The sequence below is a fragment of the Sphingopyxis sp. GW821-FHT12C06 genome (assembly GCF_058807415.1).
In genome coordinates this window covers 1,169,591-1,196,105 of sequence record NZ_JBXAQR010000001.1, presented here as the reverse complement: position 1 = coordinate 1,196,105, position 26,515 = coordinate 1,169,591, and the positions used below count along the sequence as shown (strand labels likewise).

Annotated in this window: 20 protein-coding genes; 5 read left to right on the top strand and 15 right to left on the bottom strand. The window is 63.0% G+C overall.

Going from position 1 to position 26,515, the window contains the following annotated elements; translation table 11 throughout:
• Positions 1-231: 231 nt before the first annotated feature.
• The 14 genes from AC1RRJ_RS05285 to AC1RRJ_RS05220 form a co-directional block, all read right to left on the bottom strand.
• On the bottom strand, positions 232-1,518 hold the full coding sequence (locus AC1RRJ_RS05285) for a peptide MFS transporter (RefSeq protein WP_493120668.1): 1,287 nt from the start codon (positions 1,516-1,518) through the stop codon (positions 232-234).
• On the bottom strand, positions 1,515-2,525 hold the full coding sequence (locus AC1RRJ_RS05280) for a dipeptide epimerase (protein ID WP_493120667.1): 1,011 nt from the start codon (positions 2,523-2,525) through the stop codon (positions 1,515-1,517). Before AC1RRJ_RS05280 ends, AC1RRJ_RS05285 begins: the two co-directional genes overlap by 4 nt.
• A complete protein-coding gene (locus AC1RRJ_RS05275; protein ID WP_493120666.1) occupies positions 2,525-4,489 on the bottom strand; it encodes a serine hydrolase domain-containing protein in 1,965 nt (654 codons plus the stop codon). The genes AC1RRJ_RS05280 and AC1RRJ_RS05275 overlap by 1 nt, the downstream gene beginning before the upstream one ends.
• 192 nt (positions 4,490-4,681) lie before the next feature.
• The gene (locus AC1RRJ_RS05270) at positions 4,682-5,974 is read right to left on the bottom strand and encodes a metal-dependent hydrolase family protein (RefSeq protein ID WP_493120665.1); all 1,293 of its coding nucleotides are present in this window, start codon (positions 5,972-5,974) and stop codon (positions 4,682-4,684) included.
• A 28-nt stretch (positions 5,975-6,002) separates the two neighbouring features.
• Positions 6,003-7,013 carry a dipeptide epimerase gene (locus AC1RRJ_RS05265; RefSeq protein WP_493120664.1) on the bottom strand — a complete coding sequence of 337 codons (1,011 nt, stop codon included), beginning with the start codon at positions 7,011-7,013 and terminating at the stop codon, positions 6,003-6,005.
• 20 nt (positions 7,014-7,033) lie between these two features.
• Complete coding sequence (locus tag AC1RRJ_RS05260) at positions 7,034-8,473, bottom strand: serine hydrolase domain-containing protein (protein ID WP_493120663.1); 1,440 nt, start codon at positions 8,471-8,473, stop codon at positions 7,034-7,036.
• A gap of 10 nt (positions 8,474-8,483) precedes the next feature.
• Entirely contained in the window at positions 8,484-10,106 is a 1,623-nt protein-coding gene (locus tag AC1RRJ_RS05255) for an N-acyl-D-amino-acid deacylase family protein (RefSeq protein WP_493120662.1), read from the bottom strand.
• A gap of 45 nt (positions 10,107-10,151) precedes the next feature.
• Complete coding sequence (locus AC1RRJ_RS05250; RefSeq protein WP_493120661.1) at positions 10,152-11,231, bottom strand: alpha/beta hydrolase; 1,080 nt, start codon at positions 11,229-11,231, stop codon at positions 10,152-10,154.
• The gene (locus AC1RRJ_RS05245) at positions 11,228-12,823 is read right to left on the bottom strand and encodes a serine hydrolase (RefSeq protein WP_493120660.1); all 1,596 of its coding nucleotides are present in this window, start codon (positions 12,821-12,823) and stop codon (positions 11,228-11,230) included. The genes AC1RRJ_RS05250 and AC1RRJ_RS05245 overlap by 4 nt, the downstream gene beginning before the upstream one ends.
• Entirely contained in the window at positions 12,820-13,989 is a 1,170-nt protein-coding gene (locus AC1RRJ_RS05240; RefSeq protein WP_493120659.1) for a YkvI family membrane protein, read from the bottom strand. Before AC1RRJ_RS05240 ends, AC1RRJ_RS05245 begins: the two co-directional genes overlap by 4 nt.
• Positions 13,986-15,032 (bottom strand): N-acetyltransferase DgcN family protein, encoded by a 1,047-nt coding sequence (locus AC1RRJ_RS05235; protein WP_493120657.1) that lies wholly within the window; start codon positions 15,030-15,032, stop codon positions 13,986-13,988. The genes AC1RRJ_RS05240 and AC1RRJ_RS05235 overlap by 4 nt, the downstream gene beginning before the upstream one ends.
• Positions 15,033-15,217: 185 nt before the next feature.
• Positions 15,218-17,200, bottom strand: coding sequence for a serine hydrolase domain-containing protein (locus AC1RRJ_RS05230; RefSeq protein WP_493120656.1), 1,983 nt, complete (start codon positions 17,198-17,200; stop codon positions 15,218-15,220).
• A 280-nt stretch (positions 17,201-17,480) separates the two neighbouring features.
• The gene (locus AC1RRJ_RS05225) at positions 17,481-18,155 is read right to left on the bottom strand and encodes a helix-turn-helix domain-containing protein (protein WP_493120655.1); all 675 of its coding nucleotides are present in this window, start codon (positions 18,153-18,155) and stop codon (positions 17,481-17,483) included.
• Between the two features lie 163 nt (positions 18,156-18,318).
• Complete coding sequence (locus AC1RRJ_RS05220) at positions 18,319-18,783, bottom strand: Lrp/AsnC family transcriptional regulator (protein ID WP_493120654.1); 465 nt, start codon at positions 18,781-18,783, stop codon at positions 18,319-18,321.
• Between the two features lie 133 nt (positions 18,784-18,916).
• Between AC1RRJ_RS05220 and AC1RRJ_RS05215 the strand changes: the two genes are divergently transcribed.
• From AC1RRJ_RS05215 to AC1RRJ_RS05205, 3 genes are read left to right on the top strand one after another with little or no spacing between them, the layout of a single operon-like run.
• Entirely contained in the window at positions 18,917-20,167 is a 1,251-nt protein-coding gene (locus AC1RRJ_RS05215; protein WP_493120653.1) for a thiamine pyrophosphate-dependent enzyme, read from the top strand.
• Between the two features lie 13 nt (positions 20,168-20,180).
• Positions 20,181-21,188, top strand: coding sequence for an alpha-ketoacid dehydrogenase subunit beta (locus AC1RRJ_RS05210; protein WP_493120652.1), 1,008 nt, complete (start codon positions 20,181-20,183; stop codon positions 21,186-21,188).
• A gap of 1 nt (position 21,189) precedes the next feature.
• Positions 21,190-22,470 (top strand): dihydrolipoamide acetyltransferase family protein, encoded by a 1,281-nt coding sequence (locus tag AC1RRJ_RS05205; protein WP_493120651.1) that lies wholly within the window; start codon positions 21,190-21,192, stop codon positions 22,468-22,470.
• Between the two features lie 226 nt (positions 22,471-22,696).
• Here the strand turns inward: AC1RRJ_RS05205 and AC1RRJ_RS05200 are convergent, their stop codons facing one another.
• Positions 22,697-24,346 (bottom strand): N-acyl-D-amino-acid deacylase family protein, encoded by a 1,650-nt coding sequence (locus AC1RRJ_RS05200; protein WP_493120650.1) that lies wholly within the window; start codon positions 24,344-24,346, stop codon positions 22,697-22,699.
• 174 nt (positions 24,347-24,520) lie between these two features.
• On the opposite strand from AC1RRJ_RS05200, the gene AC1RRJ_RS05195 reads away from it, so the two are divergent.
• Positions 24,521-25,405 carry a LysR family transcriptional regulator gene (locus AC1RRJ_RS05195; RefSeq protein ID WP_493120722.1) on the top strand — a complete coding sequence of 295 codons (885 nt, stop codon included), beginning with the start codon at positions 24,521-24,523 and terminating at the stop codon, positions 25,403-25,405.
• 97 nt (positions 25,406-25,502) lie between these two features.
• Positions 25,503-26,513 (top strand): N-acetyltransferase DgcN, encoded by a 1,011-nt coding sequence (dgcN, locus tag AC1RRJ_RS05190; protein ID WP_493120649.1) that lies wholly within the window; start codon positions 25,503-25,505, stop codon positions 26,511-26,513.
• The last annotated feature ends 2 nt before the right edge of the window (positions 26,514-26,515 follow it).

Sequence of the window (26,515 nt, the reverse complement as noted above, 5' to 3'; positions counted from 1 at the left end):
AGCCTCGCCCCGCTGCGCAAAGCCGCCGAAGCCGCACGCCGGGCGTTCTTCAACCTGCCGGTCGCGGCGAATGACGCGGAAACGAAGACAAAGGCTGGCAGCAACGCGCGGCAATCGGCGGGATAGCAGCTCCGTTCTCCGGCGAAAGCCGGGGCCCGGTGCGTTGCGTCACTGGGTCGCGCTCTGTTCCCCGTCTTTCGCCGGGGAACAGCTCCTGTCGCTCGTTGACCGTCAGTCGCCCTTTGGTCCCCAGGTCGGGTCAACACGCCGCACGGCGCCGTCGAGCGAGCGCAACAGCAGGGCGGCCGCCAATGCAATCAGGCCGAGCATCGCAAAGAAGGAGGCATGATCGACATAGCTCCACAGCATCCCGACGAGCCCCGCCGACAGGCTGCCGGTAAAGATCGCCAGATACCACGCCGCAACCGTCGTCGCGCCAAGGCGCGGCGGCGCGAGCCGGGCGAACAGCCCAAGCCCCGTCGGCAGAACGAGCAGCTCGCCAAAGGTGAAGATGGCAAAGAACATCGCGAACCACAGCCACGGTGCCTTGGCATCGCCGCTGCCCCACTCGACCGCGGCGAGCAGCATATAGGCGCAGGCGACGACGACGGCGCCCAGCGCCATGCGGCGCGCCGGCGACGTGTCTTTCCCGGCATCGGCGCGGCGGTGCCAATAGGCGAGCAGCGGCGGGGTCATCAGCATGACGAGCAGCGGATTGAGCGACTGGAACCAGGTCATCGGAATGGTGAAGCCGCCCAGCCCGCGATCGAGCCCGGTATCGGCCCACAGCGCAACCGTATTGCCGACCTGCTCATAGGCGCCGCGGAACACCGTGACCGACAGCGCGACCGCGAGCAGCACCATGAACGTGCCCTTGTGATCGGCCCAGCGCATCGGCGGCATGTCGGCGGTCGGAACGCGCGGCGGTTCGGGCGGCAGGTAACGCTGCCCCCACAGATAGATGATCAGCCCGGCGAACATGCCGATCCCGGCGGCGCCGAAACCATAGTGCCAGCCGTACAGCTCGCCCAATGTGCCGCAGATCAGCGGCGCGAGGAAACCGCCGATGTTGATGCCGACATAATAGACATTATACGCCCATCCGCGCCGCGGATCGCCCGCCTTGTACAGGTCGTTGATCTGGCTGGGCAGGCTGGGGAGGAAAAGCCCGTTGCCAAGCGCGATCGTCGCGAGCGCGAAATAGAAAAGCGGTTCGAACGCCATCATGAAATGGCCGATCGCCATGATGGTCGCGCCGAGCACGACCGCTCGCCGTTTTCCGAGCAGCCGGTCGGCGATCACGCCGCCGACGATCGGGGTAAAATAGGCGCAGGCGGTATAGGCGCCATAGACGAAGCTGCTGTGACCCTGCGTCATCAACAGCTCTTTGGTCATATAATAGACCAGAAGCGCGCGCATCCCGTAGTAGGAGAATTGCTCCCACATATTGGTCAGAAACAAGACCGTCAGCCCGCGCGGCTGACCAAACCAGGTGGGATCGCTCGCTTGGCTGGTCATGCGGGGACCACCGTCCGCGCACCCCAGACCGCCTCATCGCACCAGATGGTGCCGTCGCGATACACGACGCCCGGTGTCCGGTCCTGCTTCAGGAAGGTCGGCCCGTCGAGGTCGACGAGATCGCAAAGCTGCCCGACGACAAAGCCCGGTGCGGCGCCAAGGCTGCTGCACACCATGCATCCGACCATCACGTCCAGCCCGGCGTCGCGCGACGCGGCCGCAATCATCAGCGCCTCGGTCAGCCCGCCGCACTTGTCGAGCTTGATATTGAAAACATTGAAGCGGCCCTTCAGCCCCGCGACGTCATCCAGCGTCAACGCGCTTTCGTCGGCGGCCAGCGGGATCGGGGCATCATAACCGTCGAGATCGGCCTCACGCCCGCGCGCCAGCGGCTGCTCGATCAGCGAGACATTCGCCGCGATCATCGCTGCGACGAGCCCGTCGAGGTCGCCAATCTCGAAACCCTGATTGGCATCGACGCCCAGCCACACATCGGGCCGCGCCGCACGGATCGCATTGACCCGCGCGACATCGAGATCGAGTTCGCCGGTGAGCTTGATCTTGATCGACTGCGCCTGACGATAAGCGGTCGCTTCGTCGGCCATCTTCGCAGGCTCGCCCGCCCCCACCGTGAAGGTGGTCCGCAAGGGCCGCGGCGCGTCGAGCCCCGCGAGGGCCCAGACCGGCTTGCCCGACTGTTTCGATTCCAGCTCCCACAAGGCCGCATCGACGGCGTTGCGCGCCCCGCCCGCGGGCAGGATCGACCGGAGTTCGGCGCGCGACGGACCGGCCTCGATCGCCTCGCGGGCTTCGTCGAGCGCCGCGAGCATATGGGGAAGATCATCGCCGATATAATAGACCCCCGTCGCCTCGCCCCGCCCGACATGGGTGCCGTCGTCGAGGGTGACGATGACCGCATCGCGCCCGTCAAAGACATGACCCGAAATGCGAAAGGGTGCAGCAAGGCGGAGCGTCTCGACCGAGACCCCCAGTTTCAAACGTGACATCAGTAATTCACCGTCATCGAGATAAGGCCAAAGGTCCATGCGACGTAGAAGGTCAGCAGGATCGCAAGCAGGATGAGCGTCGCCCAGAGCGTGCGGAACCAGCCGCGCTTCTCCTGAAGCACGATGCGCAGGTTGAGCGCAGCCAGCACGACGCCGCCGACCAATATGATCAACCCGGCAATCTGAAGGAACCACAGCCACGGATCGTAGGTGGGCAGCGCCTTCAGCTTGGACAGGCTGATCGCCCAGGCGGCAACCAGCGCGATCACCAGTCCACCAGCGACGCGGACGCCGCGATAGACGCGCAGCGAACGGCGCGACAGCGTGAGCGGTGCCTTATAATGGCGGCGGATCAACGCCGACACCGGCCACTGAAGCAAGCTGATCAGAAGGACGCCAAGGCCGACATACATCGCGGGCAAAATCCATGCAGAGGATTTGGAAGCGGGCGCGCGATCGAACACCATGAAGGGCGAAATGCCGTCGATGCTCCAGCGCACGACCTTGCCATCGACGACCTTCGCAGCAAGCCGCCCATGGCCATCGGCATTGTGCCAGACGAAGGGCGAAGTCTCGACCCACTTCGCGGGCTTTCCGCTCAGGTCACGCCCGGCGGGGAGGATCAGTTCGCCCTTGGCATTGACGCCGACCTTCACCTGACTGAACAACGAAGCGAGCGCGTAGAAATTCGTCTCTGCGCGGCGACTGTTGAGCCAGTTTCCGACCAGCATTTTGGCATGTTCGGCCGAGGTCTGCGCATCGACGCGAGTGCTGGGCATTTCATTGCCCGGAAAATAGCGATCGGCGAAATCTTCGAACAACACCCGGCGCACCGGTCCGACCGAACCCTGCTCACCCGTCGCGTTGAACGACATGTAAATGCCGACATTTTCTTTCATGAACAGGTGAAGCGCGGTGTGAAAGGCCTGCGTGTCGCCCAGATGCCCGATCACCTGACGGCCGTTGATGTTGGTTTCAAAGAAACCCAGCTCCATCCGGTTGAGTGGCGGCAGGATGGTGAGCGGCGTATCGTGCATCATCCGTGCGGTTTCGGGCTTCATCAGACCGGCGCCCTGAGCCAGATGCGCGATCATGAATTTGCCCATGTCGGCGCCGGTCGAGGACAGGCCGCCTGCGGGCGACGGGCCGACGATTTCAAACTTGTACGGCCCCGCCGAAAGCTGGCGATATCCGGTCGCCATCCACGGCGCGAAGGCCTTGGGCAACGGCTGGCGGAAGGTCGACTGCGCCATGCCGATCGGCTGGAAAATCCGCTGCTCGACATAATCGTCAAACGACATCTTCGATACGCGCTCGACGATATAGCCCGCCAGTGCGGTGCCATAATTCGAATAGGACGGCGTCGAACCCGCTTCGTAGATGCGGCTCGGAACACCGTTTTTCACGAGATCACCCAGCGGAATCTTGAACTTCGGATCGTCGAACATGGTCAGCTTGCCATGCTCTTCGAAGCCCGAAGTGTGCGTCATCAACTGACGCATCGTGACCGGCTTGCCATTCTTCAGCGGAATCTTGAAATCGAGGTAGGTGTTGACGTCGGCGTCGAGATTGATCTTTCCGGCCTCGACCTGCTGCATCACTGCGGTCCAGGTAAAGAGCTTGGACACCGATCCGGGGCGGAACAGCGTGCGGGCAGGATCGACCGGCGTGCGTTTGGCCGCATCGGCATAGCCGAAGCCACGCTGCGTCAGCACCTGTCCATCCTTGACGACGACGACGACAGCGCCGGCAAGATCGCCTCTCCTGAGCGCGAAGGGCATCATGCCGTCGAGCCATGTATCGACGTCCTGCTTCGTCAGGGTTGCCGGGGCCGGAAAAATGGAAGGCGTAGCAGGCGACGCGCTCGGCGCCGTAACGGGCACAGGCGCAGTCGCGGGTTTCGACGCAGCAGTCCCGACCACCAGGGCCAACGGCAACAGCGCGAACAGCTTGAACTTCCGCATCCCAATTCCCCTTATATTCGCTGCTCTGGCCGTCCGCCAGCGCAGCGCGCGATATCGCATTTCAATACATTATCAAATATGAAACATAATGTTCAAATTTGAAAACTTCAGCATGGTCTGGCAGGAAGTCCTCACCGGCGCCTTCCGCGTCCGGGATCTTGCGGCGAGGAGCCTTCCGCTGCCAGCGGCGCTTCAGTCGCCAACCGCACGGACGACGACGCCGCGCGACATGACGAAGCCCATCTTTTCGAGCGCACTTACATCGGCCAACGGATCGCCCTTGACCGCGACGATATCGGCGGTCTTGCCCGCCGCCAGTGTGCCGACTTCCTTTTCGAGGCCGGTGTGGGCGGCGGCCCAGACAGTGGCGGAGCGGATCGCATCGAGCGGGGTGAACCCGGCCTTCACCATCAACGCAAATTCGCGCGCATTCTCGCCATGCGCGGATACCGCAGAATCGGTGCCGAAAGCGATACGCACGCCGCCCTTATGGGCGCGGCGCAGGGCGTCGATCATCAGCGGCCCGACCGTCCGCGCCTTGGCACGGACCGCCTCCGGCATCCAGTCGGCGGTTTCGGCCTGACGCGCGACGGTGTCGCCCGCGAGCAATGTGGGAACCAGATAGCTACCCTTCGCCTTGAGCAACCGGATCGATTCTTCGTCGAGATAGGTGCCATGCTCGACCGAATCGACGCCCGCGCGCAGCGCGGCATTGACCCCGTCGGTGCCATGCGCATGCGCCGCCACCTTGCGTCCGAGCCGGTGCGCGGTCTCAACGATTGCGGTGAGTTCGGCGTCGCTCATCTGCTGCCCCAGCCCCGCCGCCGTGTTCGACATCACCCCGCCGGTCGACGCCGTCTTGATGACATCGGCGCCTTGCTGAACCGCCAGCCGGACCGCGCGCGCGCAATCGTCGGCACCCGAGCACAGGGTCGGAGCGCGGAACAGGTCGAGAATTTCCTGACGATAGCCGTGAATGTCGCCATGGCCGCCGTGCGCGGCCACACCGCCGGCGGCGATGATCCGCGGTCCGACCACCTTGCCCGCTGCGATCGCGTCGCGCAGCGCGTTGATCGCTTGGGGTTCGGATCCCAGATCGACGACAGTGGTAAAGCCCGCGCGCGCGGTCCGCCTGGCAAAGACGACTCCGTCGAACGCCTGATCGGTCGCCGATTTGGTCACTGCGTCGAGCCGGCTCGTCGGGCTCGATTCAAAGGTCAGATGGACATGGCTGTCGATAAGGCCCGGCATGACGAACTGGTCGCGAAGATCGACGACCTGGCCCTCACCGACGAAACCGTCGCGAATGCCGGCGATCTTCCCCGCTTCGACGACAATCGTCTTGTTCGTTTCCACCCGGCCGCTCGCCGGGTCGGCCAACAGCCGTCCGGCGTGGATATAGGTGGTGGCCGAGGCCACTTCCTGCGCCGCGAGCGGCTGGGCCAAAGCAGCAAGCACGACGGCGCCGAACATGATCTTCTTCATTGTATCCATCCCCATTCTGTTGCCGCGATCAAACGCCTGCGCGGCCCCAAATCGCCTCTGCGCACCAGGCATTGCCATCGACATAGTCGATCGATGGCGAACGATCGTCGGCAAGGAATATCGGCCCGTCGAGATCCACGATATCGCAAAGCTGGCCCAGGATGAACGCGGGCGCCATCGCGAGGCTGGAACTCACCATATTGCCGACCATCACACCGAGCCCGAGTTCGCGGGCGCGTCGCGCCATCGCCAAGCCCTCGGTCAGGCCCCCGCATTTATCGAGCTTGATATTCACGACGTCGAAGCGGCCAACGAGGCCGTCGATGTCGGCGAGCGTCAGCACGCTTTCGTCAGCCGCGATCGGGATCGGGCATTGATAGCCCGTAAGATCGGCTTCGCGGCCTCGCGCCAGTGGCTGCTCGAGAAGCTTCACATCCGCCGCGACGAGCGCCGCAACGAGTTGATCGAGATCCCCGATCGCGAACCCCTGATTGGCGTCGACGCCGATCCAGCATTCGGGCCGCGCCGCACGCACCGCCTGTACGCGCGCAATGTCGACATCGAGATCGCCGGTGAGTTTCAGCTTGAGGGCGCGCGCCTGCGCGAACTCGCGTGCGCCTTGGGCCATCACATCGGGGTCATCGGCGCCAAGGGTGAAGGTGGTCAGCAACGGGCGGGGTTCGGGGAGTCCCGCGATTTCCCAGACCGGTACGCCACTGCGCCGCGCTTCGAGTTCCCACAAGGCCGCATCGATTGCGTTGCGCGCACCATTCGCGGGCAGCAAGCCCTGCAATTCTTCGCGGGTGATCCCGGCAGTGACCGCATCGCGCACGCTTTCAATCGCCGCCGACATCGCCGCGACATCGTCGTTCAGATAATAGACGCCCGACGCTTCCCCGCGCCCGACATACTCACCGTCCGATAGCGTGACGACGACGACCGGCGCATCGGTGAAGACATGCCCCGAAATTCGGAAAGGCTTGGCGAGCGGAAAGGATTCGAGCGCAAGATCGAGCGAAAGGTGGGTACGCATGGTCATCAAAATCTGTCCTTCAGGTGTCATGGCGCGGTCGCAGCCGGCGCCAGCGCCGCTGCGATCTGCGATACATATTTGTTCCAGTCGAATTTCTGGCCCTCGGGCGTCCAGCCGAGACGAACGATCACCGCATCCTGCGAAGGGATCGCCGCGACGATCTGGAAATTATGCCCGCGCGCCATCACGGCATCGGCGGGAACATCGGGAAAGAGCTTCCGGCGTTCGCCGTCGGCCTCGGCGACATTCAGCCAGAGCTGCGCTCCATAGAAAGGCTGCGGGGCGGCCGGGGTCGGCGCCACCGCAAAATCGAGCCATTCTTTGGAAAGCAATTGCTTGCCCCCTGCCTTGCCCTTGTTGAGATGCAGCAGGCCATAGCGCGCCCAGTCACGCGCGGTGGCATAGGCATAGGAGCTGCCGACCTGCACGCCCGCTTCGTCGGGTTCGATCAGCGCGCTGGTCATGCCCGTGGGCTCGAACAACCTTGTCTGCGCAAAGCGCGTCATGCCCTCCAGCGTGCCGCCGGTCGCCTGAAACACGATGCGCGACAATATGTTGGTCGTGCCCGACGAATAGCTCCAGTTGGTGCCGGGCTCATGCTTCAGCGGCTGTGCCGCCGCGAGGGCGCCCATGTCGCCGGCCTCGAACAGCATCTTGATCGAGTCATTGCCGGGCAGATAGCTTTCGCTGAAACTGAGGCCGCTCGACATCGTCAGCAACTGGCGCAGCGTGATCTTGCCACGCGGATCGCCCTCGCCTTGCCACTCAGGAACCGGTGCGGGATCGTCGAGCTTGAGCACACCGTCATCGACAAGCAGGCCGACCAGTGTTCCCATGACGCTCTTGGATGCCGACCAGCCAAGCAGTTCGGTGTTCTGATCGAACCCCGGCGCATAACGTTCAGCGACGATCGCCCCTCCCTGCACCACCACGATCGCCCGCGTGTCAGGGTAGCCGCCCTTGTTCTGTTCGTCGAAGGCGGCGCTCACCGCCTTGTCGAGCGCGGCCCGGTCTAGCCTGGCTTCGGCGGCGGCCTGCGCCTTGCGGACCGGCGCATCCCCCATTGGCCAGGGCTTCCCGGCTTGCGGCCGTAGCGGCTTGAGCCGCGCCGCCTGCGCATCGAGCGCGGCGGCCGAAACATCCCCGGTCATCAGCGTGCAACCGACCGCCGGGCGATACAGCGCTGTGCGGGTCGCGGCGCCCGGCGCCGATGCGGTGACGGTGCGCGCCTTGCGGTCGACCGCCAGCGTCACCGCCTGCGTGAAGGGCGCGAGTGCATGGACGTCGTCGCGCAGCACGTCGGCCTCGGCACGCCCCGCGACGAAGATGCTCGCGCAGGAAATCTGCGCCGACACCGCTACGCCAAGATCGACGGGAGTGGCAACCGGCGGCGCGGAAGCGAGCGCCGGGATCGACGCCGAAAGCGCGAACCCGGCAAGGCCCATAGTGACAACGAGTCTGGTCATGATGCGCCGATCAGCTTTTGGCGCGGCATTCGTGGCGCAGCACTGCGCCCGCCCGGGCACCGGTGTGCTTGCCGCCATCGAGCGTCACGACGCCGTTAACAATCACCGTATCGATGCCGGTCGGCAGCGCGGTGGGTTTTTCCCATGTCGCGCCATCGTCGAGCTTGTCGAGATCGAAGATCACGATATCGGCGCGCATCCCGTCGCGGATCAGCCCGCGATCGGTAAGGCCCATCCGCTGTGCCGGCCAACCGGTCATCTTGCGGACCGCATCCTCCAGTGACAGCACCGGACGGCGCTTCACATATTCGGCGATGATACGCGGGAAGGTGCCATAGGCGCGCGGGTGCGGCAGGCCAAGCGCGTCGACCTCACCCAGATTGACCGAAGCCGCGGCATCGCTGCCGATACTGACCCACGGCTGTTTCAGCGCGGTCTCGATATCCTGTTCGCTCATCATGAAATAGAGCGCGACCGAACGATTGGGCAGGCCCTCAAGCGCAATATCCCAGGCGGCATCGGCCGGGTCGATCTTCAGCGCCGCGCCGATTTCCGCAAGGCTCTTGCCATGGAAGCGCTCATATTTCTTGCTGAAACCATTGGCGAGCCGCACATTGGCAAAGCCGCCCGAGGCGTGGACAAGGTTCGACCAACCGGGCATCGATCCCGCGGCGACTTCCTTCTTCATCCGCTCGCGCACCTTGGGATCGCGCAGCCGTTCGATACCTTTCTGCAAGCCGTCGGCCCACACCCAGCTCGGCGCGATGATTTCAAGCCCGGTTCCGCCGGCGGTATAGGGATAAAGATCGGCCGCAACATCGACGCCGCGCGCGCGCGCTGCGTTGATCGTCGCCACCGCCTGCGGCATCAGCTTGCCCCAGCCGGGAGCGAAGGCCGCTTTCAGGTGGAAAATTTCGACCTTCACGCCGCCCTTTTCGCCGATCTCGATCGCTTCCTCGATCGCCTGCACCAGCCCTTCGCTCTCGTCGCGCATATGCGTCGCGTAAAAGCCATCGCATTGCCCCGCGACCTTGGCCAGCGTGACGAGGTCAGCGGTCGTCTGGAAGCTGCTCGGTGCGTAGATCAGCGCGCTCGTGATGCCGAAAGCACCATTTTGCATCGCGATCTTGACCTCGCGGCCCATTTCTTCGAGCTGCGCGGCGGTCGGCTGCCCGGCGCCGTCGCCCATCACCTTCACCCGTGCTTGCGTCGCCGAATAATAGGTGCCGTAGTTGACCGAAATGCCCTGCTGTTCCAGCGTCTTGAAATGAGCCGGAATTTCCGCTGCCGCCGCTGGCGGTCCGCCTTCGCCGGCAATGACGGTCGTCACCCCCATGCGCAGCTTATTCTCGGCGGCGCCGCTCTTGACCAGAACCCGGCCCGACTGGTCCATCATGTCGATGAAGCCCGGCGACACATAGCGGCCCTTGGCGTCGATTTCCTTCGTCCCGCGTCCGGGAATCTGCCCGATGCGAACGACCCGGCCGTCCTTGACCGCAACATCGGCGCGAACCCATGGATTGCCCGCACCATCGAGAACGCGGCCGCCGCGAATGACGATATCATATTCGGGCGCCGGGGCATTCGCGACGAGCAGCATCGACAAGGCGCCGAAGAGAATCTTACGCTTCATATTATCATCTCCCTGTGGGCAGCCGGGGGACCGCCAAATTTCCTGTTACTTCTTCGCGATGGCCTGAGCGTCGGTACGCACCATATCGACCACCTCGTGCACCGCGGCGATCACCACCTCAGGCCGATCGACCTGAATATAATGGGTGGCGTCGGGCACGGTCTGCTGACGTCCGCGGGTTGAAAATGCCGCCTGCTCGATATGGAGTTTCTTCCATTCCTGCTTGAAGCGCGCACCATCTTCCACCGTCAGGCCCATTCCTTTCAGCTGCTCGGGCGTCATCGGCGCCATCGCGGTCAGCACGATCACCGGCCGGTTGCCAAAACTGTGGACCGCGCGCGCATCGGCCATCGTGTCATCGAAGCCCGTGAGTTCGGACCGCGAACCCGTCACCGATGTACTGCCATAGGCGGCCGATATCGCCAGCGCGTCGCCGAGCCTTTTGGTCTCAGCAGCAGTCCTGAGCTTCGGCTTGTCGCCGAGCGAGATCATAAAGCGGGTGAGGCCCGTCCACGACAGCGCCGTCGCCGCGTGCATGATGGTCGACGCCTGCTTCGGATGGACATCAATCCCTGCCACTTTGCCGAGCCGTGCGACCTGATCAGGGTGCGAAGGATCTACCATCACCAGCCCCGCAACCTGATCGCCATATTTGCCGACATAAGTCCGCGTGTAGGGGCCCCCGATCGAATGGCCCACGAGTACCAGCGGATCGTTTATCCCCGCGCCCTTCAATAGCGCATGAAGATCATCGACCACCGCCGAAGCACGCTGCGGCGTATCCTTGGGATCGCTCCACATGATCCCCGCGCGGTCATAGGCGCAAGTGCGGGTGAAGCTCGCAATCTCGTCATGAACCAGCGTCCAGTCGGTCGTTCCGCCTGTTCCCAATCCCGATTCAAGGATAACCGTCGGCGATCCGGTGCCGCGGCAATCAATGTGCATCTTGCGCCCGCCGACATCAATCATTTGTCCGCGCGGCGGATAATTCGCCTGCGCATTTCGGCGTCCCAGCGCCTCATAGATCATGCCCACCACGAGCGCGAGGATCAGCAAGGCGAGAAGCCCCAGCACGATGCGCTTCACCCAGCGCCGAACGCGCTGCCAACCTGTCAGCTTCGTCATTTTGCGTCCTTCGCCGGGGTGAACAGAAGATCCTGATAATCATAGCTAAAATCGGCAATCGGCGAGACGGGCTTCATCGTTACCCGATCGACCTTGCCATCGGCGTCGAGGCCGAAGGTCACATAGGCGGGTTCGATCGCCTTATCCTCGAACCGCGTGATGAAGCTGTCATATTGCCAATGCTCCAGCGTCCCGCTCATCCGCGGGGTCGACTGGAAATCGATCGTCAACCGCCCCTTGTCCTCGCGCACCGCGATATTGCCGTACCAGGGATCAATATAGTCGCCGGCATAGCGCGCGCGCGGCAGCGAAGGACCAATTTTCGCGGGCTTTGCCTGCACTGCCTTCAGTGCCTGCTGCGCTTCGGCGACCCGGCCCTTGACCCGCGCCGACCACTTTTCCGGCCAGCCCGCCTTGGGCCGTCCCAGATAATGATCGAGCAGTTCATAGGTGAGGCCATGGATGACCTCTCCGTCCTCCGAATTGATCGTGATCGAAAACCCGACCTGTTTTTCGGGAATCAGCATGACCATCGTCAAAAATCCGAACACCGCGCCACGATGGGTCACGAGTTTGACGCCCTGATAGTCGCGCACCATCCAGCCGAGCGCATAAGTGTCGAAGTTCGGTTGTGTCGCCTTGAACGTTTCGGGGACCGGGGCGATCGGCATGAGCACCGACGGGGTCCACATTTCGCGCGACGACGCCTCGCTGAACAGGCGGCCTTCGCCCTCGGGCAGCTTGCCCTGCGCGAGCTGGATTTGGAGCCAGCGCGCGAGGTCGCTCGCACTCATCGCCATACCCCCGGCGGGGGCGGCGTTGCGGCCGAGTTCGTCATGCTCGTCGAGCTGTTCCTGATCGCCCGCACCGCGCAGCCCGCCATTCATCCGCGCATGCGGAAAGGCCCTGTTAGCGGTAGCGAAGCGCGCCTCGCTCTCACTGGTCGATTCCTGCATCCCCGCGGCCTTGATGATATGCTCGCGGGTAAATGCTTCCCATGTCTGGCCGGAGACCGCCTCAATCAGTTCGCCCGCGACCATGTAAAGCACATTGTCATAGGCATAGCCGCTGCGAAAACTGGTCGCGGGCTTGATATAGCGCAAGCGCTTGACGCTCTCGCTGCGGCTGAGGTTGGTACGCGGCACGAACAGCAGGTCGCCGGCGCCAAGCCCGAGGCCGCTGCGATGGACGAGCAGATCACGAATCGTCATCTCGCGCGTCACCCACGGGTCATACATCTGGAAACCCGGCAGGTGATCGGTGACCTTGTCGTCCCATTTGATCTTGCCCTGATCGACCAGCACCGCCAGCGCGGCGACAGTGACCGCCTTGCCGGTCGATCCGGTCGGGAAGATCGTGTCGGCATCGACCTTTTCGCTGCCGCCAAGCTTGCGGGTGCCAAAACCTTCGGCGAGCGTGACTTTGCCCTGCTCGACGATTGCGACCGACATGCCGGGCACGCCCGCCGCGCTGCGGATCGCCTCGATGCGCGCCTCGATGCCTTCGGGCGGCGTTGCGGAGGCGAGGCCGGGAACGAGCGCCGCTGTCGCAAGCAGGCAGGCCAGACGACGACGGTTGGTGAAAAATATCATGACGGGCTTCCCTGAACGGCACTTTGGAGCGCCTGCTTCTTGTTGGCGGAATGGCTGCGGATCAAACGGTACAGGCCGACGGTCAGCAACGGCACGACATAGGTCGCGAGGAAGATATAGGCGAGCGCGCGATAGCCGCTGGCGATCAGCGCAACGAGACCAAAGCGGTCAGCGATAAACATACACCCTATCAACAACGCACCGGCAATCGCGCCACGCGCCCGGTTGCTCAGCGAGCGCCCGCGCCGCGTCTTCAGCGCCGCATCGATACGCTCGTTGATCGCGTGGACAGAGCCCGCCCCGCTTTCGAGCAGCGCGGCAAAGATCATCAACTGGAAAAGCAGATGGAAGATTGGCAGTTCCAGCCTCTGGAGCATAAAGTCCGACGGCAGCGTCTCGTTGATGATGCCAGGATAGAAGGCGATCATCGCGATGAAGAACAGCACCGCAGGCACCATCGCGAGCGGCCCAGCAATCAGCCCCGATATGATCGCGTCGCGCTGGCTCGTCATGTGGCGGACGACCGGCAGGATCACCACCGCGCCGACGACATTATAGCTGGCATAGGTGAGGCCGCCCAAGGCCCAGCCGTCGGTCGGCGTCGGAATGGCGAAGCGCGCCGAAATCAGGTCACCGAAGCTGCTCAGCGCCAAGGCCATGAACAGCGCATAAACGCCGTAAAGCAGGAAGGAGACATATTTGAACAACCCCTCAACCGAGCTGTTGCCGAAGGTCACGAACAGCGCGATCAGCGCAGCGAGGCCGACGGTCCCGACGATCGACGGCAAGCCGAAGACCGCGCTGCCGATTTCGCCCGCCGCCGCGCCGAACACAGCAAGGATCAGCGTGACGAACAAGACATAGGCGATCTCGAACAGGATCCAGCCACGTCCCAACAATGTTTCGAAGAAGCTGCGATAATCAAACGCGCCCACCGCGCGTGCGAAGGCAAAGGTCGCGGCGCAGATGATGCTCCATAGCAACATCGCGAGCAGCATCGCGGCCAACCCGCCCCACGGCCCGCTTGGCAGGAAAAATTCCGCAAGCTCGCGACCGGTGGCATAGCCGCCGCCGATCACAACGGCCTTGAAGGCGAAACCCGGCAGCAGAAACCGCTGGAACCAGGAGGATCCAGCTGTCGCTGCCGGGGCGGCCATTCCGCTCATGCGAGGCAGTTATCCACCAGGCGGGCGAAGGCATCACCGCCGCGGATCGGATCGGCGACCGGCAGTCCCAGCCGCAGGCTTTCCTCTGCCATCAGCGTGGTCGCCTCTTCCTCGCTAAGATGCGACGTGTTGAAAGAGACGCCGCCGCAACGGATCGCTGCATTGGTCCGCGCGCCAAGGCGCAGATTGAGATCGATCGCTTCCTCGATGCTCGGCACCGCATAGCCGGGAGTCCCCAGCATTTGCTCACGTCCGGGCTGATGACAGACGACAATCACATCGGGCTGGCTGCCATGCAACAGGCCCAGCGACACCGCGGCATAAGCGGGATGCAAAAGCGACCCCTGCCCCTCGACGATATCCCAGTGCGAAGCATCAGCGTCGGGGCTCAGCATCTCAGCCGCGCCCGCTTCGAAATCGGAAATCACGGCGTCCATCGGAATGCCACCGCCGGCGATCATGATCCCGGTCTGGCCGCTCGCACGAAAATCGACATCGATCCCGCGATCGGCAAAGGCTCGAGAGATGGCGAGCGCGGTATACTTCTTGCCGAGCGCGCAATCGGTTCCAACGGTCAACAACCGCTTGCCCGAACGCTTGCGCCCGTTGCCAATCAACAGGCCCTGCGGCGGATCGCGCACATCGATCAGTTGCCGCCCGAGCCGTTCGGCCAATACCGCCAAACCGGGGACATCGGACAGCCGGACGTGCATGCCGCTGACGATATCCAGCCCCGCCTCCAGCGCCTCAGCCAACGCAGGGATCCAGCTTGCCGGAATAATACCACCGCTGTTCGCGACCCCGATCAGCAGCGAACGCGCACCCTTTTCCGCCGCCTCAGCCGGCGTCAGAACCGGCAGGCCGGTGCTCACCTGCGCGGCGGGCAGCGCATATTCGCCGACGCATTTTTCGGGAGCCCAATCGCGCAACCCGTAAGCCGTCTTGGCAAAACCGCTCTCGGTCGTGTCGCCAAGGAACAGCAGATAGGGCTGAGGCAGACTCAGGGCACCGGCGGCAGTGTCGAGGGATGTTTGAATGTTCACGGCTCTCACCAAAATCGGAAGGAGGCACAGGCGCCGCGCCATTGCGGCAACAAACCCAAGCCCCTCTTCGCTGTTGACCTGTTTAGGATATTATTTTCAAAATTTGACAATTGCAATACAGGCAGAGAATTTTCTTCGGCGGGCAGGAGGCGGGTGCACAAAACCGCGCGCCTACTCGCCCCGGATCAGAAATGGGTGTCAAAGGCGATCAGGTGGAAACCCACAGCGATCCACAGGAATATGACCGCGGAGGCCAGCAGCACGATGCTCCAAAATTTGGCGAACCGGCCGCGCTTGCCCGTCCAGACGTGCCAGATATTCCACGCCGCACTGGCCAGCAGCCCCACGAAGACGATCGGAGTGGCGATCAAAAGCGTGATCAAGGCCCAGTCGAGTTCGCCGCTCAGCTTGGAAAAATCTCCGAGAAGCGCCGAGATAAACAGGAACCAGCCGACGAAGACCGCGATAGCAAGTGCAGCAAAGCCACGCGTCAGACGATAGCTTTTCAGCGCCGCGGGCGTGAGCGCCGCCTTCACGCCATAGTGGCGCCGCGCCCATGCCGAGACCGGCCATGCAATCGCGGTGAACAACAGCGCGCCGATGCTGAACAAGAAGGCAGGCGTGAGCCAGGCGCTGGAAAGATACCAAGGCACCGGCTCGAACAGCATGAAGGGCGCCGAGGAATCGAGGCCAATCCGGGTAACCCGTCCATTTTCGACCTTGGCGGCGAGACGCGCCTTGCTGCCCTCGTCGCGCCAGACAAAGGGTTCGATCTCGACCCATTTGCGGGTCTGACCGCCGAGACCCGACGACGCACTAAAGACAATACCTCCATCGCGGTCGAGCGTGACCTTCACCTGCCCGGAAAGCTCCATCGCTTTCAGGAAGCTCGTTTCGATCCGGCGGGTCTTGTTGTAGGTACCGACCATCATCCGCGCATGCTCCCGCGCGGTGGCGGCGTCGACCCGGCCGTCGCGCTGCTCGAACGGAAAATAGCGATCGGCAAAGGATTCGAACAAGTAGCTGCGGATCGGACCCGACACATTTTGCGTCCCCCCCGCGTTCATCGACATGTAAATGCCGACCTTCTCTTCGGGGAAAAGCCACAGCTGGCTGTGGAAGTTGATGCTGTCCCCGGCGTGCGAAATGGCTTTGCGGCCGTTAATGTTCTGTTCGTAGAAACCTAGCGCCATGCCGTTGAGCGCCGGAATCGCCCTCGATATGGTCCCGTGCATCTGCGCCGCGGTCGCCGGCTTCAGCAACGCGCCGCCATTATTCAGATGCGCCAGCATGAAGCGCCCCATGTCGGCACCCGAAGTCGTCAGCCCCCCGGACGGCGGAAGGTGGGCCATTTCAAACGGCCCCGGCTTGCCTGACCCCAGCTTGTACCCGCTGGCCAGCAGCGGCTGCAACGCCGCAGGAAGCGGCTGACGAAGGCTTGTCCGTGCCATAGCCGCAGGAGAAAAAATGTACTGTTCGGCATAGGTATTGAACGGCACGCCCGATACGCGCTCAACGATATAGGCCGCCAGAGACGTGCCATAGTTCGAATAGGCCGGCGTCGATCCCGGCGCATAGATGCGTTTCGGCAACGAGCGCTTCAGCATGTCGCCCAGTACCGGCACACCCTTGGGATCATAGCTATTGAGCCCGCGCTGTACCTCATCGAAGCCCGCCGTATGCGTCATCAAATTGCGCATCGTGATCGGCTTGCCGTCATAAGCGGGAATTTTGAAATCGAGATAGGCGTTCACGTCGCGGTCGAGATCGATCTTGCCCTGCTCGACCATCTGCATCACCGCGGTCCAGGTGAAGAGCTTTGAAATCGATGCCTGGCGGAAAAGAGTTGTCTCGGGATCGACCGGCCGTCGCGCCGCGACATCGGCATAGCCGAACCCCCGCTGCGTCAGCACCGCACCATCCTTGACGACGACCACGACCGCACCTGCAGCGTCGCCGCGCTTGAGGGCATAGGGCATATAGCCATCGAGCCAGGCATCGACGTCACTTTTGGTCATCGCGGGAGCGGAGGGCGACGGGCGCGCGTCACGCATCTCTACCGACGGCGAAACAGCGGGCGAGCGCGCCGCAGATTCGACCACCGGCGGCGCCATAACCCCGACGAACACCGCCACGGCCAGCAACCCGCATGAATTCAGGAACCGCATTCACCCTCTCCCTCTCGATTCTTCCGTCGCCCACAACCTCACAACAGAAATTTCTCATTCTGAAATATTTTCAATTTTAGATATAAACATGCTGTACGGAAATTTGTCAACGGCGACCGCCATCCCGCCAATCCGACAGGCGCGCAAGAACGCACCAAAATGTGGCGCGATTTTTCAAGATGTGACAGGGCCGGCAAACGCGCGCGGCTTTCTGGCGGCGAAACGCAGCCTAGCCGGCCGCGTCTGCAGCATCACAATGCCGAAGATTTCGCCCGCCGGACTAAGGGCGCTGCTCGCTATCGACCGGATGGAGCGCCGACTTCAGGTCAGCGTCGGTCGCCGAGCATACGGACAATATGCGGCATGGCCCTTCACCAACAGCGACATAGCCATGGCCCATTGACGCATCGAAATAGACCGAATCACCAGTCTTGAGACGCGAAGGTGCGTATATGTCGCTGTGGAATTCGCACTCCCCCTCAAGAACGATCACATATTCTTCGCCAGAGTGGCGCATTAGATCACCGAAATCGTCGATTGAGCGCACCTTTACCTCAATGATCATAGGATTCAGGAGCTTGTTGAGGAGATCTGCCGAAGGATAAGTGTAGTTATATGTCACCGTCTCAATCGACGGCCCCTCACCCTGCGGCGTGATGCTGCGCCGTCCCGTGGCTATATGAGCGGCTGCTGGTTGCGATGCAGCGGCCGAAAACAACTGCGTGATATCAATCTCCAGCCCCCGACTGAGCCGCAGCAACTTCTCATAGCTGAGAGACATTTTTCCGGTTTCAATCTTGGACAAGGTTGAAACCGGAATTCCAGTGCGCTCGCTAACTTCGGCCAGAGTCCACCCCTTCTCGCTCCGGAGCTCTCGCAGGAATGTCCCCGGATTACTGTCGACGGCGGACCGTCGGTCACGACCAAGTGAGCTCAGGTTACTGGTAGATGGCATCGGCGTCCTTTCAATCCTTTTTCCCTTTTAGCACATATTTGCTGATTCATCCTATTCATCAAGCACCGCAGGATGCAAAATCGCAATGATCGGAAAAGAAAATTACGTGTTGGATCAATAAGGAGCCATTCTTCGATCGCACCGGCTGGGCGCAGAGCCTGTTTCAAACAGGAACGGCAGTAGTGACCTTGACCGGCTTCAAGGCAAAGCTCGAGTTGATCGCGCCGACGCCGGGCAGGTGCAGAAGCGTCTTGCGCAGAAATTGCTCATAGTCCTCAATGCTGCGCGCCAGCACGCGCAGCACATAATCGCTCTCACCGCTCATCGAGAAACACTCGACGATTTCGGCATGGCCGCGCACCGCCGCTTCAAAGGCTTCGAGCACCGATTCTTCATGATTGCGGATCTTGATCTGGGCAAAGACATTCACCGGATAGCCGAGCGCTACCGCATCGAAAATGAAGGGGCGACCCAGAATCAGGCCGGCTTCCTCCATACGGCGCACTCGGCGCCAGCACGGCGTGTGCGATAGGCCGACGCGCGCGGCGACCTCGACCATCGACAGATGCGGCTCATCCTGCAGGCAGCGCAATATCTTCCGATCGAATGCGTCCATCTTGAAATCCATTCGCGCAAGTTTTCTATCAAATCGCTATTTCCATGCATCCATATTCAATATGACGCAATGTGCTTGCGATAAATTGGCAATATCGCACAAACAACGCAATCCCATTTCGATGCGTTGGCGGTAAAAGCGCCGCGTGTCCAAATCTCCCAACTCGCGGCTGAATAGCCAGACCTTGCGGCTTCACATTCCGGAGCCCGCGACGCGTCCCGGCGACAAGCCCACCTTCGCCCATCTCGTGCTGGCCAAGGCCGGCGAGGTATCGCGCCCCGACGTGACGGCTGAGGAGGCCGACATCCGCCAACTCCCTTACACGCTCATCCGCATACTCGACGACGACGGCCAAGCGGTCGGACCGTGGGCTCCCCAACTCGATCCGGAAGTGCTTGTGTCGGGCCTCACGGCGATGTTGCGGACGCGCGTTTTCGACGATCGGCTGTTTCGTGCGCATCGGCAGGGCAAGACCAGCTTCTATATGAAGTGCACCGGCGAAGAGGCGATCGCAGTGGCGCAGAGCATGGTGCTCGAAAGCGACGATATGTGCTTTCCGACCTATCGCATGCTCGGCTGGCTGATGGCACGCCACTATCCGCTCGACGCGCTGGTGAACCAGATTTTCTCCAACGCTGCCGACCCGCTGGCCGGGCGCCAACTGCCCATCCTTTATTCGGCGCGCGACTATGGCTTTTATTCGCTGTCGGGCAATCTCGGCAGCCGCTTTGGCCACGCCGTCGGCTGGGCAATGGCGTCGGCCTATCGCGGCGACGCGGGGATCGCACTCGGCATGGTCGGTGATGGCACGACCGCCGAAGGCGATTTTCACGAGGCGCTGACTTTCGCGGCGGTCTATCGCGTACCGGTCATCCTGTGCGTGACGAACAACCAGTGGGCGATTTCCAGCTTTACCGGCATCGCGGGCGCCGAAACCGCAACCTTTGCCGCCAAGGCGCTCGCCTATGGCATCCCGGGGCTCCGGGTCGATGGCAATGACTTCCTTGCGGTGTGGGCGGCGACGCAATGGGCGGCCGAACGCGCGCGCGCGAACCTCGGCTCAACCCTCATCGAATTCGTCACCTATCGCGTCGAGGGTCATTCGACGAGCGACGACCCGACCCAATATCGCCCCAAGGACGAGGCCGATCACTGGCCGCTCGGCGACCCTGTCGATCGACTCAAGGCCCATTTGATAGCGATCGGGGCGTGGGACGAAGACCGGCATGCGGCGCTGACGAAACAGCTCGACGATGAAGTGAGGGCTGCGGTGAAGACAGCCGAGGCCGTCGGCACATTGGGCGCGTCGAAGCCGCCCGTTGGCGAAATGTTCGAATGCGTCTTCAAGGACACCGATTGGCGCATCGACGAACAACGAACAGAGCTGGGGCTTTAAGACCATGCCATCCATGACCATGATCCAAGCGCTCAATTCGGCGCTGGCCGACAAGCTCGCCGACGACGCCGACGTCCTGATTTTCGGCGAGGATGTTGGCTATTTCGGCGGTGTGTTCCGCGTCACCGCCGGATTGCAGGAACGTTTCGGCAAGCAGCGCTGCTTCGATGCGCCGATCGCCGAGAGCGGGATCATCGCGACCGCGATCGGCATGGGGGCCTATGGCTTGCGCCCGGTCCCCGAAATCCAGTTCGCGGACTATATCCTGCCCGCATACGACCAGCTTGTGTCCGAAGCCGCGCGACTGCGTTATCGTTCAGCCGGGGAATTCACCGCGCCGATCACCGTGCGTTCGCCCTATGGCGGCGGCATCTTCGGCGGTCAGACGCACAGCCAGTCGCCGGAGGCGATCTTCGCGCATATCACCGGGCTCAAGACGGTCATACCGTCGACTCCCTATGACGCCAAGGGACTGCTGATTGCGGCGATCGAGGAGGATGATCCGGTGATCTTCCTCGAGCCCAAGCGGCTTTACAACGGTCCGTTCGACGGACGGCCCGATCAGCAGGTTCCGGGCTGGCATGGCCATCCCGCGGCCGAGGTGCCCGAGGGGCTCTACCGGGTTCCGCTCGGCAAGGCGGCGACGGTGCGCGAGGGCGAGGCAGCGACTGTGCTCGCCTATGGCACGATGGTCCATGTGGCGCTGTCGGCGATCGAAGAATGCCGCATCGACGCTGAACTGATCGACCTGCGCTCGATCGTCCCGCTCGACATCGATGCGATCGTCGCGTCGGTGCAAAAGACCGGGCGCTGCGTAATCCTGCACGAAGCCTCACGTTTTGGCGGCTTTGGCGGTGAGTTGTCGGCGCTGGTGCAGGAACGCTGTTTCTATCATCTCGAAGCCCCGATCGAACGCGTCTGCGGATGGGACACGCCCTATCCGCATGCGTTCGAATGGGATTATTTTCCGGGGCCCGCACGGCTCATCAAGGCGCTGCGGCGCGTCACTGGGGAAGCCTGACATGGCCCGCTATTCATTCCGCCTTCCCGACATCGGCGAAGGCATTGCCGAAGCCGAGATCGTCGCATGGCACGTCAAAATCGGCGAGCGCGTCGAGGAGGACACGCAACTCGCCGACATGATGACCGACAAGGCGACCGTTGAAATGGAATCGCCGGTATCCGGGGTCGTCGTCGAGCTGGCGGGCGAGGTTGGCGATCTGATCCCGATCGGGTCGACGTTGGCGGTCATCGAGACCGACGGCGACGATGCGGCCGACGAGCCGCCGGTTGATGTGGCGGTCGAGGCTCCGCCCGCCAAGGCCGCTGAAGCCCCTGTTGTTGAAGTTATGGCGCTTGCGCAACTTGTTGCACGGGCTCCCAAGCCGGCGCCGATCTCTCCCCCGGTGCCGGCCTCTGTTTCCATGCCGGTCGATCATGACAAGGCCGTCCTTGCATCGCCCGCGGTGCGCGCGCGTGCGAAGGATCTGGGCGTCGATCTGGGTCAGGTCCATGCCGAAGGCGACCGCATCCGTCACGCCGATCTCGACGCCTTCCTGCGCTACAGCGGCGGACAGGGCTATCACGCCCCCGGTGCATCGCGCGCCCGCGCCGACGAGCCGATCAAGGTCATCGGGATGCGCCGCAAGATCGCCGAGAATATGGCGGCGTCGAAGCGCGCGATTCCGCACTTCACCTATGTCGATGAAATGGACGTCACTGCGCTCGAAGAAATGCGCGCCGACCTCAATGCCAACCGCGGCGGCCGCCCGAAACTGACGATGCTGCCCTTCCTCATCGTCGCGATCTGCCGGACCATCCCGCAATTCCCGATGATCAACGCGCGCTACGACGATGAAGCCGGTATCGTGACGCGCCATGGCGCGGTGCATCTCGGCATGGCGACGCAGACCGATGCGGGGCTGATGGTTCCGGTGATCCGCGACGCGCAGGACATGAATGTCTGGCAGCTCGCGAGCGAAATCGGCCGGCTCGCCGAAGCCGCGCGCACCGGCAAGGCGAAGGTCGACGAGCTGTCGGGCTCGACGCTGACGATCACCTCGCTGGGGCCGCTCGGCGGGATTGCAACGACCCCGGTGATCAACCGGCCTGAAGTGGCGATCATCGGTCCGAACAAGATCGTCGAACGCCCGGTGTTCGACGGCGACGAGATTCGCCGCGCCAAACTGATGAACCTGTCGATCAGCTGCGACCACCGCGTCGTCGATGGCTGGGATGCCGCGAGCTATGTCCAGGCATTGAAGAAGTTGGTCGAAACGCCGGTTCTGCTGTTCGCTGATTGAGCTAACCCAAACCCGTTCGTGTCGAGCGAAGTCGAGACACCCCGAAGGCGCGCGCTGACGAGGGGCATCTCGACTTCGCTCGATGCGAACGGTTTTTTGGGCCAGTTACAGCCCCAGTCCCGCAAAGCTCGTCTGGTCGAACTTCAGCTTGAAGGTCACATAGGCGGACGGGACGACACAGCAAAAAAATCGAGGTGCACACCGCTGTGCCTGATGAGCCTCGCCTTCAACGATGTGACGGGGCACAGCCAGGCGGAGTGGGCCGCAGTAGAGCGCGGCCGGCAGCGATGCCCGTCGTTCGACTGTCATCGACCGCCAACTGACCGTTGACGAACAGCTTGCGGACGCCAACGCTCAGTTCGCGCGGGCGTACATAGTCGGCGCGCGGAGCATATTGAGCGGGATCGATGACAGCCACGTCGGCGAAATAGCCCCGACGCAGATAGCCGCGCCGGTCGAGCTTGTAGATATCGGCGGTGAGCCCCGTGGACTGGCGGATGAAGGTCGACAGGTCGATGACTTTGCGGTCGCGGACATAACGCACATATTTTTCAGGGAAAGTCGCGAACATGCGAGGGTGGCCGTCCGATCCATCGGACGATGTCACCATCCACGACTGCTGCATCAACAGATCGACATCAGACTGCTTCATGTTGAAGGAGGCGACGGCGGTGCCCCCGCCCTTCTCTCCCTGATCCTTCGCCTCGACGCTCTGACGGATGATGCGCAGCGCTGCGTCGCGTGGGTCCATCTTCCACTCCACCGCTACTTGCTCCAGCGTCCGGCCGGTCCAGGGAAAGCCCTGTGCGATCATCAGCAGAGCGCTGGCGCCGCCGCGTCGACGTAGATTACCCTGCATCTCGCCTCGGATTCGCTCTAGCATGGCGGGGTCATCCAATCGCTTCAGCAGTGCCGCAGCCCCGCCGTCGACCGCCCAGCGTGGCAGCAGCGAGGCGTCGAGGTTCGACCCGGATGCCAGCCAAGGATATTGATCGGCGGTCACGTCCATGCCCGTCTTGCGCGCCGCCTCAATCACGGAAATCACGGTGCCCGCCTGTCCATGCACATCGACGCCCAGCGCTTTCAGATGGGCGAAATGGACCGGCATCCCAGCCCGCCGGCCGATGTCGATGGCTTCCTTCACCGACCCAAGCAGGCCGATGCTATAGCTCGATTCGTCGCGCTGATGGGTATCGTAGAGGCCGCCGCGGATCGCCGCCTCGCGCGCCACAGCAACGACTTGATCAGTCGTGGCGAAGCTTTGCGGCGGGTAGAAAAGTCCGGCGGAAAAGCCCACGGCGCCTTCGCACATCCCCTTAGCCACCAGCGCTTTCATCCGGCCGAGCTCGGCCGCGTTGGGCGCACGGGCATCCTGACCGAGCACCCGCTCACGGACGGGGCCGAAACCCACGAACGACACGATATTGGTGCCGATGCCCGACGCCGCCAGCTTGCCGGCATCCTCCGCCACATCAGGCGTGCCCGAACCGTCCACCCCGATCACCACGGTGGTCACACCCTGATTGAGCCAGGCCGCGTTGACGCGCACCGCCTTGTCGGGCGAGCGAATGAAGCTGTCAGCGTGGGTATGCGGATCGATGAAGCCGGGCGCGACGATCATGCCCTTTGCTTCGATGACGCGGCCCGCCGAATGGCGGCTCGAGCGACCGACATAGACGATCCGATCGCCCCGGAGCACGACGTCGCCGACAAAAGCTTCGCCTGTACCGCCGTCATAGATCGTCCCGCCGCGGATGAGGACATCGACGGGTTCATCCGCCCGCGCGGCGGCCCCCGCTACACAGAGCAGCGCGGCGACGGTGGAAAGCGAAGCGATCGTCCGGCGAACGGAAAGCGAGGCAGGCAGCAACGGCATGGTCCTTCCGGGGTAATGGTGGCGACGAGGATGTCCCCAATGCGCGCGCTCCGTCCAGAGTGCGTTGTTGCACCGCCTATAACCCAATGGCATAGAGGTCAAAACCGGCATAAAATTCAACCGAAAAGAGGGCGGACCAGACGCTCCATGATGACAACTTTGGGGTCCATAGAGATGAATCTGCGCCAGATCGAAATATTTCACGCGGTGTTCCTGCACGGCACGGTCAGCGCCGCCGCGCGGTCGCTCAACGTGTCGCAGCCATCGGTCACCAAGGTGCTACGCCATGCCGAACGCTCGATTGGCCTGCCCTTGTTCGAACGCTCGAAAGGGCGGCTGATTCCGACGCAGGACGCGCACACATTGTTCGCCGAAGTGTCCGACATTCAGGACCGGGTGCGGTCGCTGCGTCAGGCGTGCCAGAATATGCGCCACGGGCGCGGCGGGCTGCTGCGAATTTCGGCGCTTCCCTCGCTGGGGCTGAGCGCGATCCCCGAGGCGGTGGCCCGGTTTCTGGCCGATCATGAGGATATCATGTTCGACCTTCAGACGCTGCATCATGATGAAATGGTGCGCAAACTTTATGAGCGGGAAACCGACATCGCAATCAGCTTCGAGGTGCCGCTGTCGGCCCCCGTTGCGCATCAGGTGATCGGCGAAGGCGAACTGGTGGTCATCTATCGCGAAGAGGATATGCCTGACGCGCCGCCGCGCCTGCGCCTCGACGAACTGCGCGGACACAAGTTCATCAGCCCGGCGCAGAGCGGGCCGATCGGACGCATGCTGTCGAGCGAGCTCAATCGTCTGGAGGTCGTTCTCGACGAGGTTGTTTCGGCCCGCACCTATTATGTCGCGGCGGCGCTGGTCGGCGCAGGGGTCGGCATGGCGATCGTCGATAATTTCACAGCTCACGCCGCCCTGCCCCCTGGCCTGACAAGCCGGCCATTGCAGCCCGCGATCACTTTCGACATCAATGCGGTCTATCTGCAAAATCGGCCGCCATCGCGAACGGCATCGGAGTTTCTCTCCCTGCTCTCGACGGTGGTCGAGGGGCTATAGCATCAGGCTATAGGAGATGTGGCCCTAGATATTGGGGCCGCGAGGCCGGCCCGGATAATATCGCAGCTTCTCTCCATCACGCAGGTTTCCCTGACCCATGATCGAAACGCCCTACCTTCTCTACCTCGGCCATTCCAACGACCCCGCCGACATCAAGACCTCGCGCGGGCTCGCCGTGTTCCGGCCCGACATCTCCATTGGCGAGTATCGCCACGATGATTGCGAGCTGACCCTGGGCCTGCCCCGCATGGATTTCGCCGCAGCGCACGCCGCCGGCGCGCGGACGCTGGTGCTGGGCATCGCCAATGCGGGTGGCAAGCTGGGCGAGGATCTGATCGTCGATGCGCTGGCCGCGATGGAAGCAGGACTTGATATCGCATCGGGTCTGCATCAGCGGCTGAACGCCGTGCCCCGCCTCGCCGAAGCTTCGGCCCGCCTCGGCCGCGCGCTGCACGATGTGCGCGATCCGCGGCCCGACATTCCCGTCGGTAACGGCAAGCGGCGCGCGGGTAAGCGGCTGTTGACCGTCGGCACCGACTGTTCGGTCGGCAAGATGTACACGACATTGTGCCTCGCCAGCGCGCTCGAAAAGCGCGGTGTCGCCGCCGATTTTCGCGCGACCGGCCAGACGGGTATCCTCGTCGCGGGCGACGGCGTTCCACTCGACGCCGTGGTCGCCGACTTCATCTCGGGTGCGATCGAACAGATTTCGCCCGCGCGCATCGATGGTGGCTGGGACCTGATCGAAGGTCAGGGATCGCTCTATCACCCCTCCTTCGCCGGGGTGTCGATGGGCCTGCTCCACGGCGCCCAGCCCGACGCACTCGTCCTGTGCCACGATCCGGTGCGCCCGCACATGCGCGGCCTGCCGCATTATGCGCTGCCCGACCTCGCCATATGCCTGGAAGCCAACTTGCGCGCCGCGCGGCTGACCAATCCCGACGTGCGGGTGGTCGGGATTGCCCTCAACACCTCTGCCATGCCCGAGGACGAGGCGATCGCGCTGTGCGCCCAGACCGAAGCCGCACTGGGCCTGCCGACCAGCGATCCCTATCGCTTCGGGGTCGAGACGATCCTCGACCGGCTGCTCGACGCCGAACCGGCCTGATC

What these genes read in the sequence shown, in the direction of transcription:
- AC1RRJ_RS05285 (WP_493120668.1), bottom strand. Translation starts at nt 1,518, where the DNA reads ATGACCAGCCAAGCGAGCGATCCCACCTGGTTTGGTCAGCCGCGCGGG.
- AC1RRJ_RS05280 (WP_493120667.1), bottom strand. Translation starts at nt 2,525, where the DNA reads ATGTCACGTTTGAAACTGGGGGTCTCGGTCGAGACGCTCCGCCTTGCT.
- AC1RRJ_RS05275 (WP_493120666.1), bottom strand. Translation starts at nt 4,489, where the DNA reads ATGCGGAAGTTCAAGCTGTTCGCGCTGTTGCCGTTGGCCCTGGTGGTC.
- AC1RRJ_RS05270 (WP_493120665.1), bottom strand. Translation starts at nt 5,974, where the DNA reads ATGAAGAAGATCATGTTCGGCGCCGTCGTGCTTGCTGCTTTGGCCCAG.
- AC1RRJ_RS05265 (WP_493120664.1), bottom strand. Translation starts at nt 7,013, where the DNA reads ATGACCATGCGTACCCACCTTTCGCTCGATCTTGCGCTCGAATCCTTT.
- AC1RRJ_RS05260 (WP_493120663.1), bottom strand. Translation starts at nt 8,473, where the DNA reads ATGACCAGACTCGTTGTCACTATGGGCCTTGCCGGGTTCGCGCTTTCG.
- AC1RRJ_RS05255 (WP_493120662.1), bottom strand. Translation starts at nt 10,106, where the DNA reads ATGAAGCGTAAGATTCTCTTCGGCGCCTTGTCGATGCTGCTCGTCGCG.
- AC1RRJ_RS05250 (WP_493120661.1), bottom strand. Translation starts at nt 11,231, where the DNA reads ATGACGAAGCTGACAGGTTGGCAGCGCGTTCGGCGCTGGGTGAAGCGC.
- AC1RRJ_RS05245 (WP_493120660.1), bottom strand. Translation starts at nt 12,823, where the DNA reads ATGATATTTTTCACCAACCGTCGTCGTCTGGCCTGCCTGCTTGCGACA.
- AC1RRJ_RS05240 (WP_493120659.1), bottom strand. Translation starts at nt 13,989, where the DNA reads ATGAGCGGAATGGCCGCCCCGGCAGCGACAGCTGGATCCTCCTGGTTC.
- AC1RRJ_RS05230 (WP_493120656.1), bottom strand. Translation starts at nt 17,200, where the DNA reads ATGCGGTTCCTGAATTCATGCGGGTTGCTGGCCGTGGCGGTGTTCGTC.
- AC1RRJ_RS05225 (WP_493120655.1), bottom strand. Translation starts at nt 18,155, where the DNA reads ATGCCATCTACCAGTAACCTGAGCTCACTTGGTCGTGACCGACGGTCC.
- AC1RRJ_RS05220 (WP_493120654.1), bottom strand. Translation starts at nt 18,783, where the DNA reads ATGGATTTCAAGATGGACGCATTCGATCGGAAGATATTGCGCTGCCTG.
- AC1RRJ_RS05210 (WP_493120652.1), top strand. Translation starts at nt 20,181, where the DNA reads ATGACCATGATCCAAGCGCTCAATTCGGCGCTGGCCGACAAGCTCGCC.
- AC1RRJ_RS05205 (WP_493120651.1), top strand. Translation starts at nt 21,190, where the DNA reads ATGGCCCGCTATTCATTCCGCCTTCCCGACATCGGCGAAGGCATTGCC.
- AC1RRJ_RS05200 (WP_493120650.1), bottom strand. Translation starts at nt 24,346, where the DNA reads ATGCCGTTGCTGCCTGCCTCGCTTTCCGTTCGCCGGACGATCGCTTCG.
- AC1RRJ_RS05195 (WP_493120722.1), top strand. Translation starts at nt 24,521, where the DNA reads ATGAATCTGCGCCAGATCGAAATATTTCACGCGGTGTTCCTGCACGGC.
- dgcN (WP_493120649.1), top strand. Translation starts at nt 25,503, where the DNA reads ATGATCGAAACGCCCTACCTTCTCTACCTCGGCCATTCCAACGACCCC.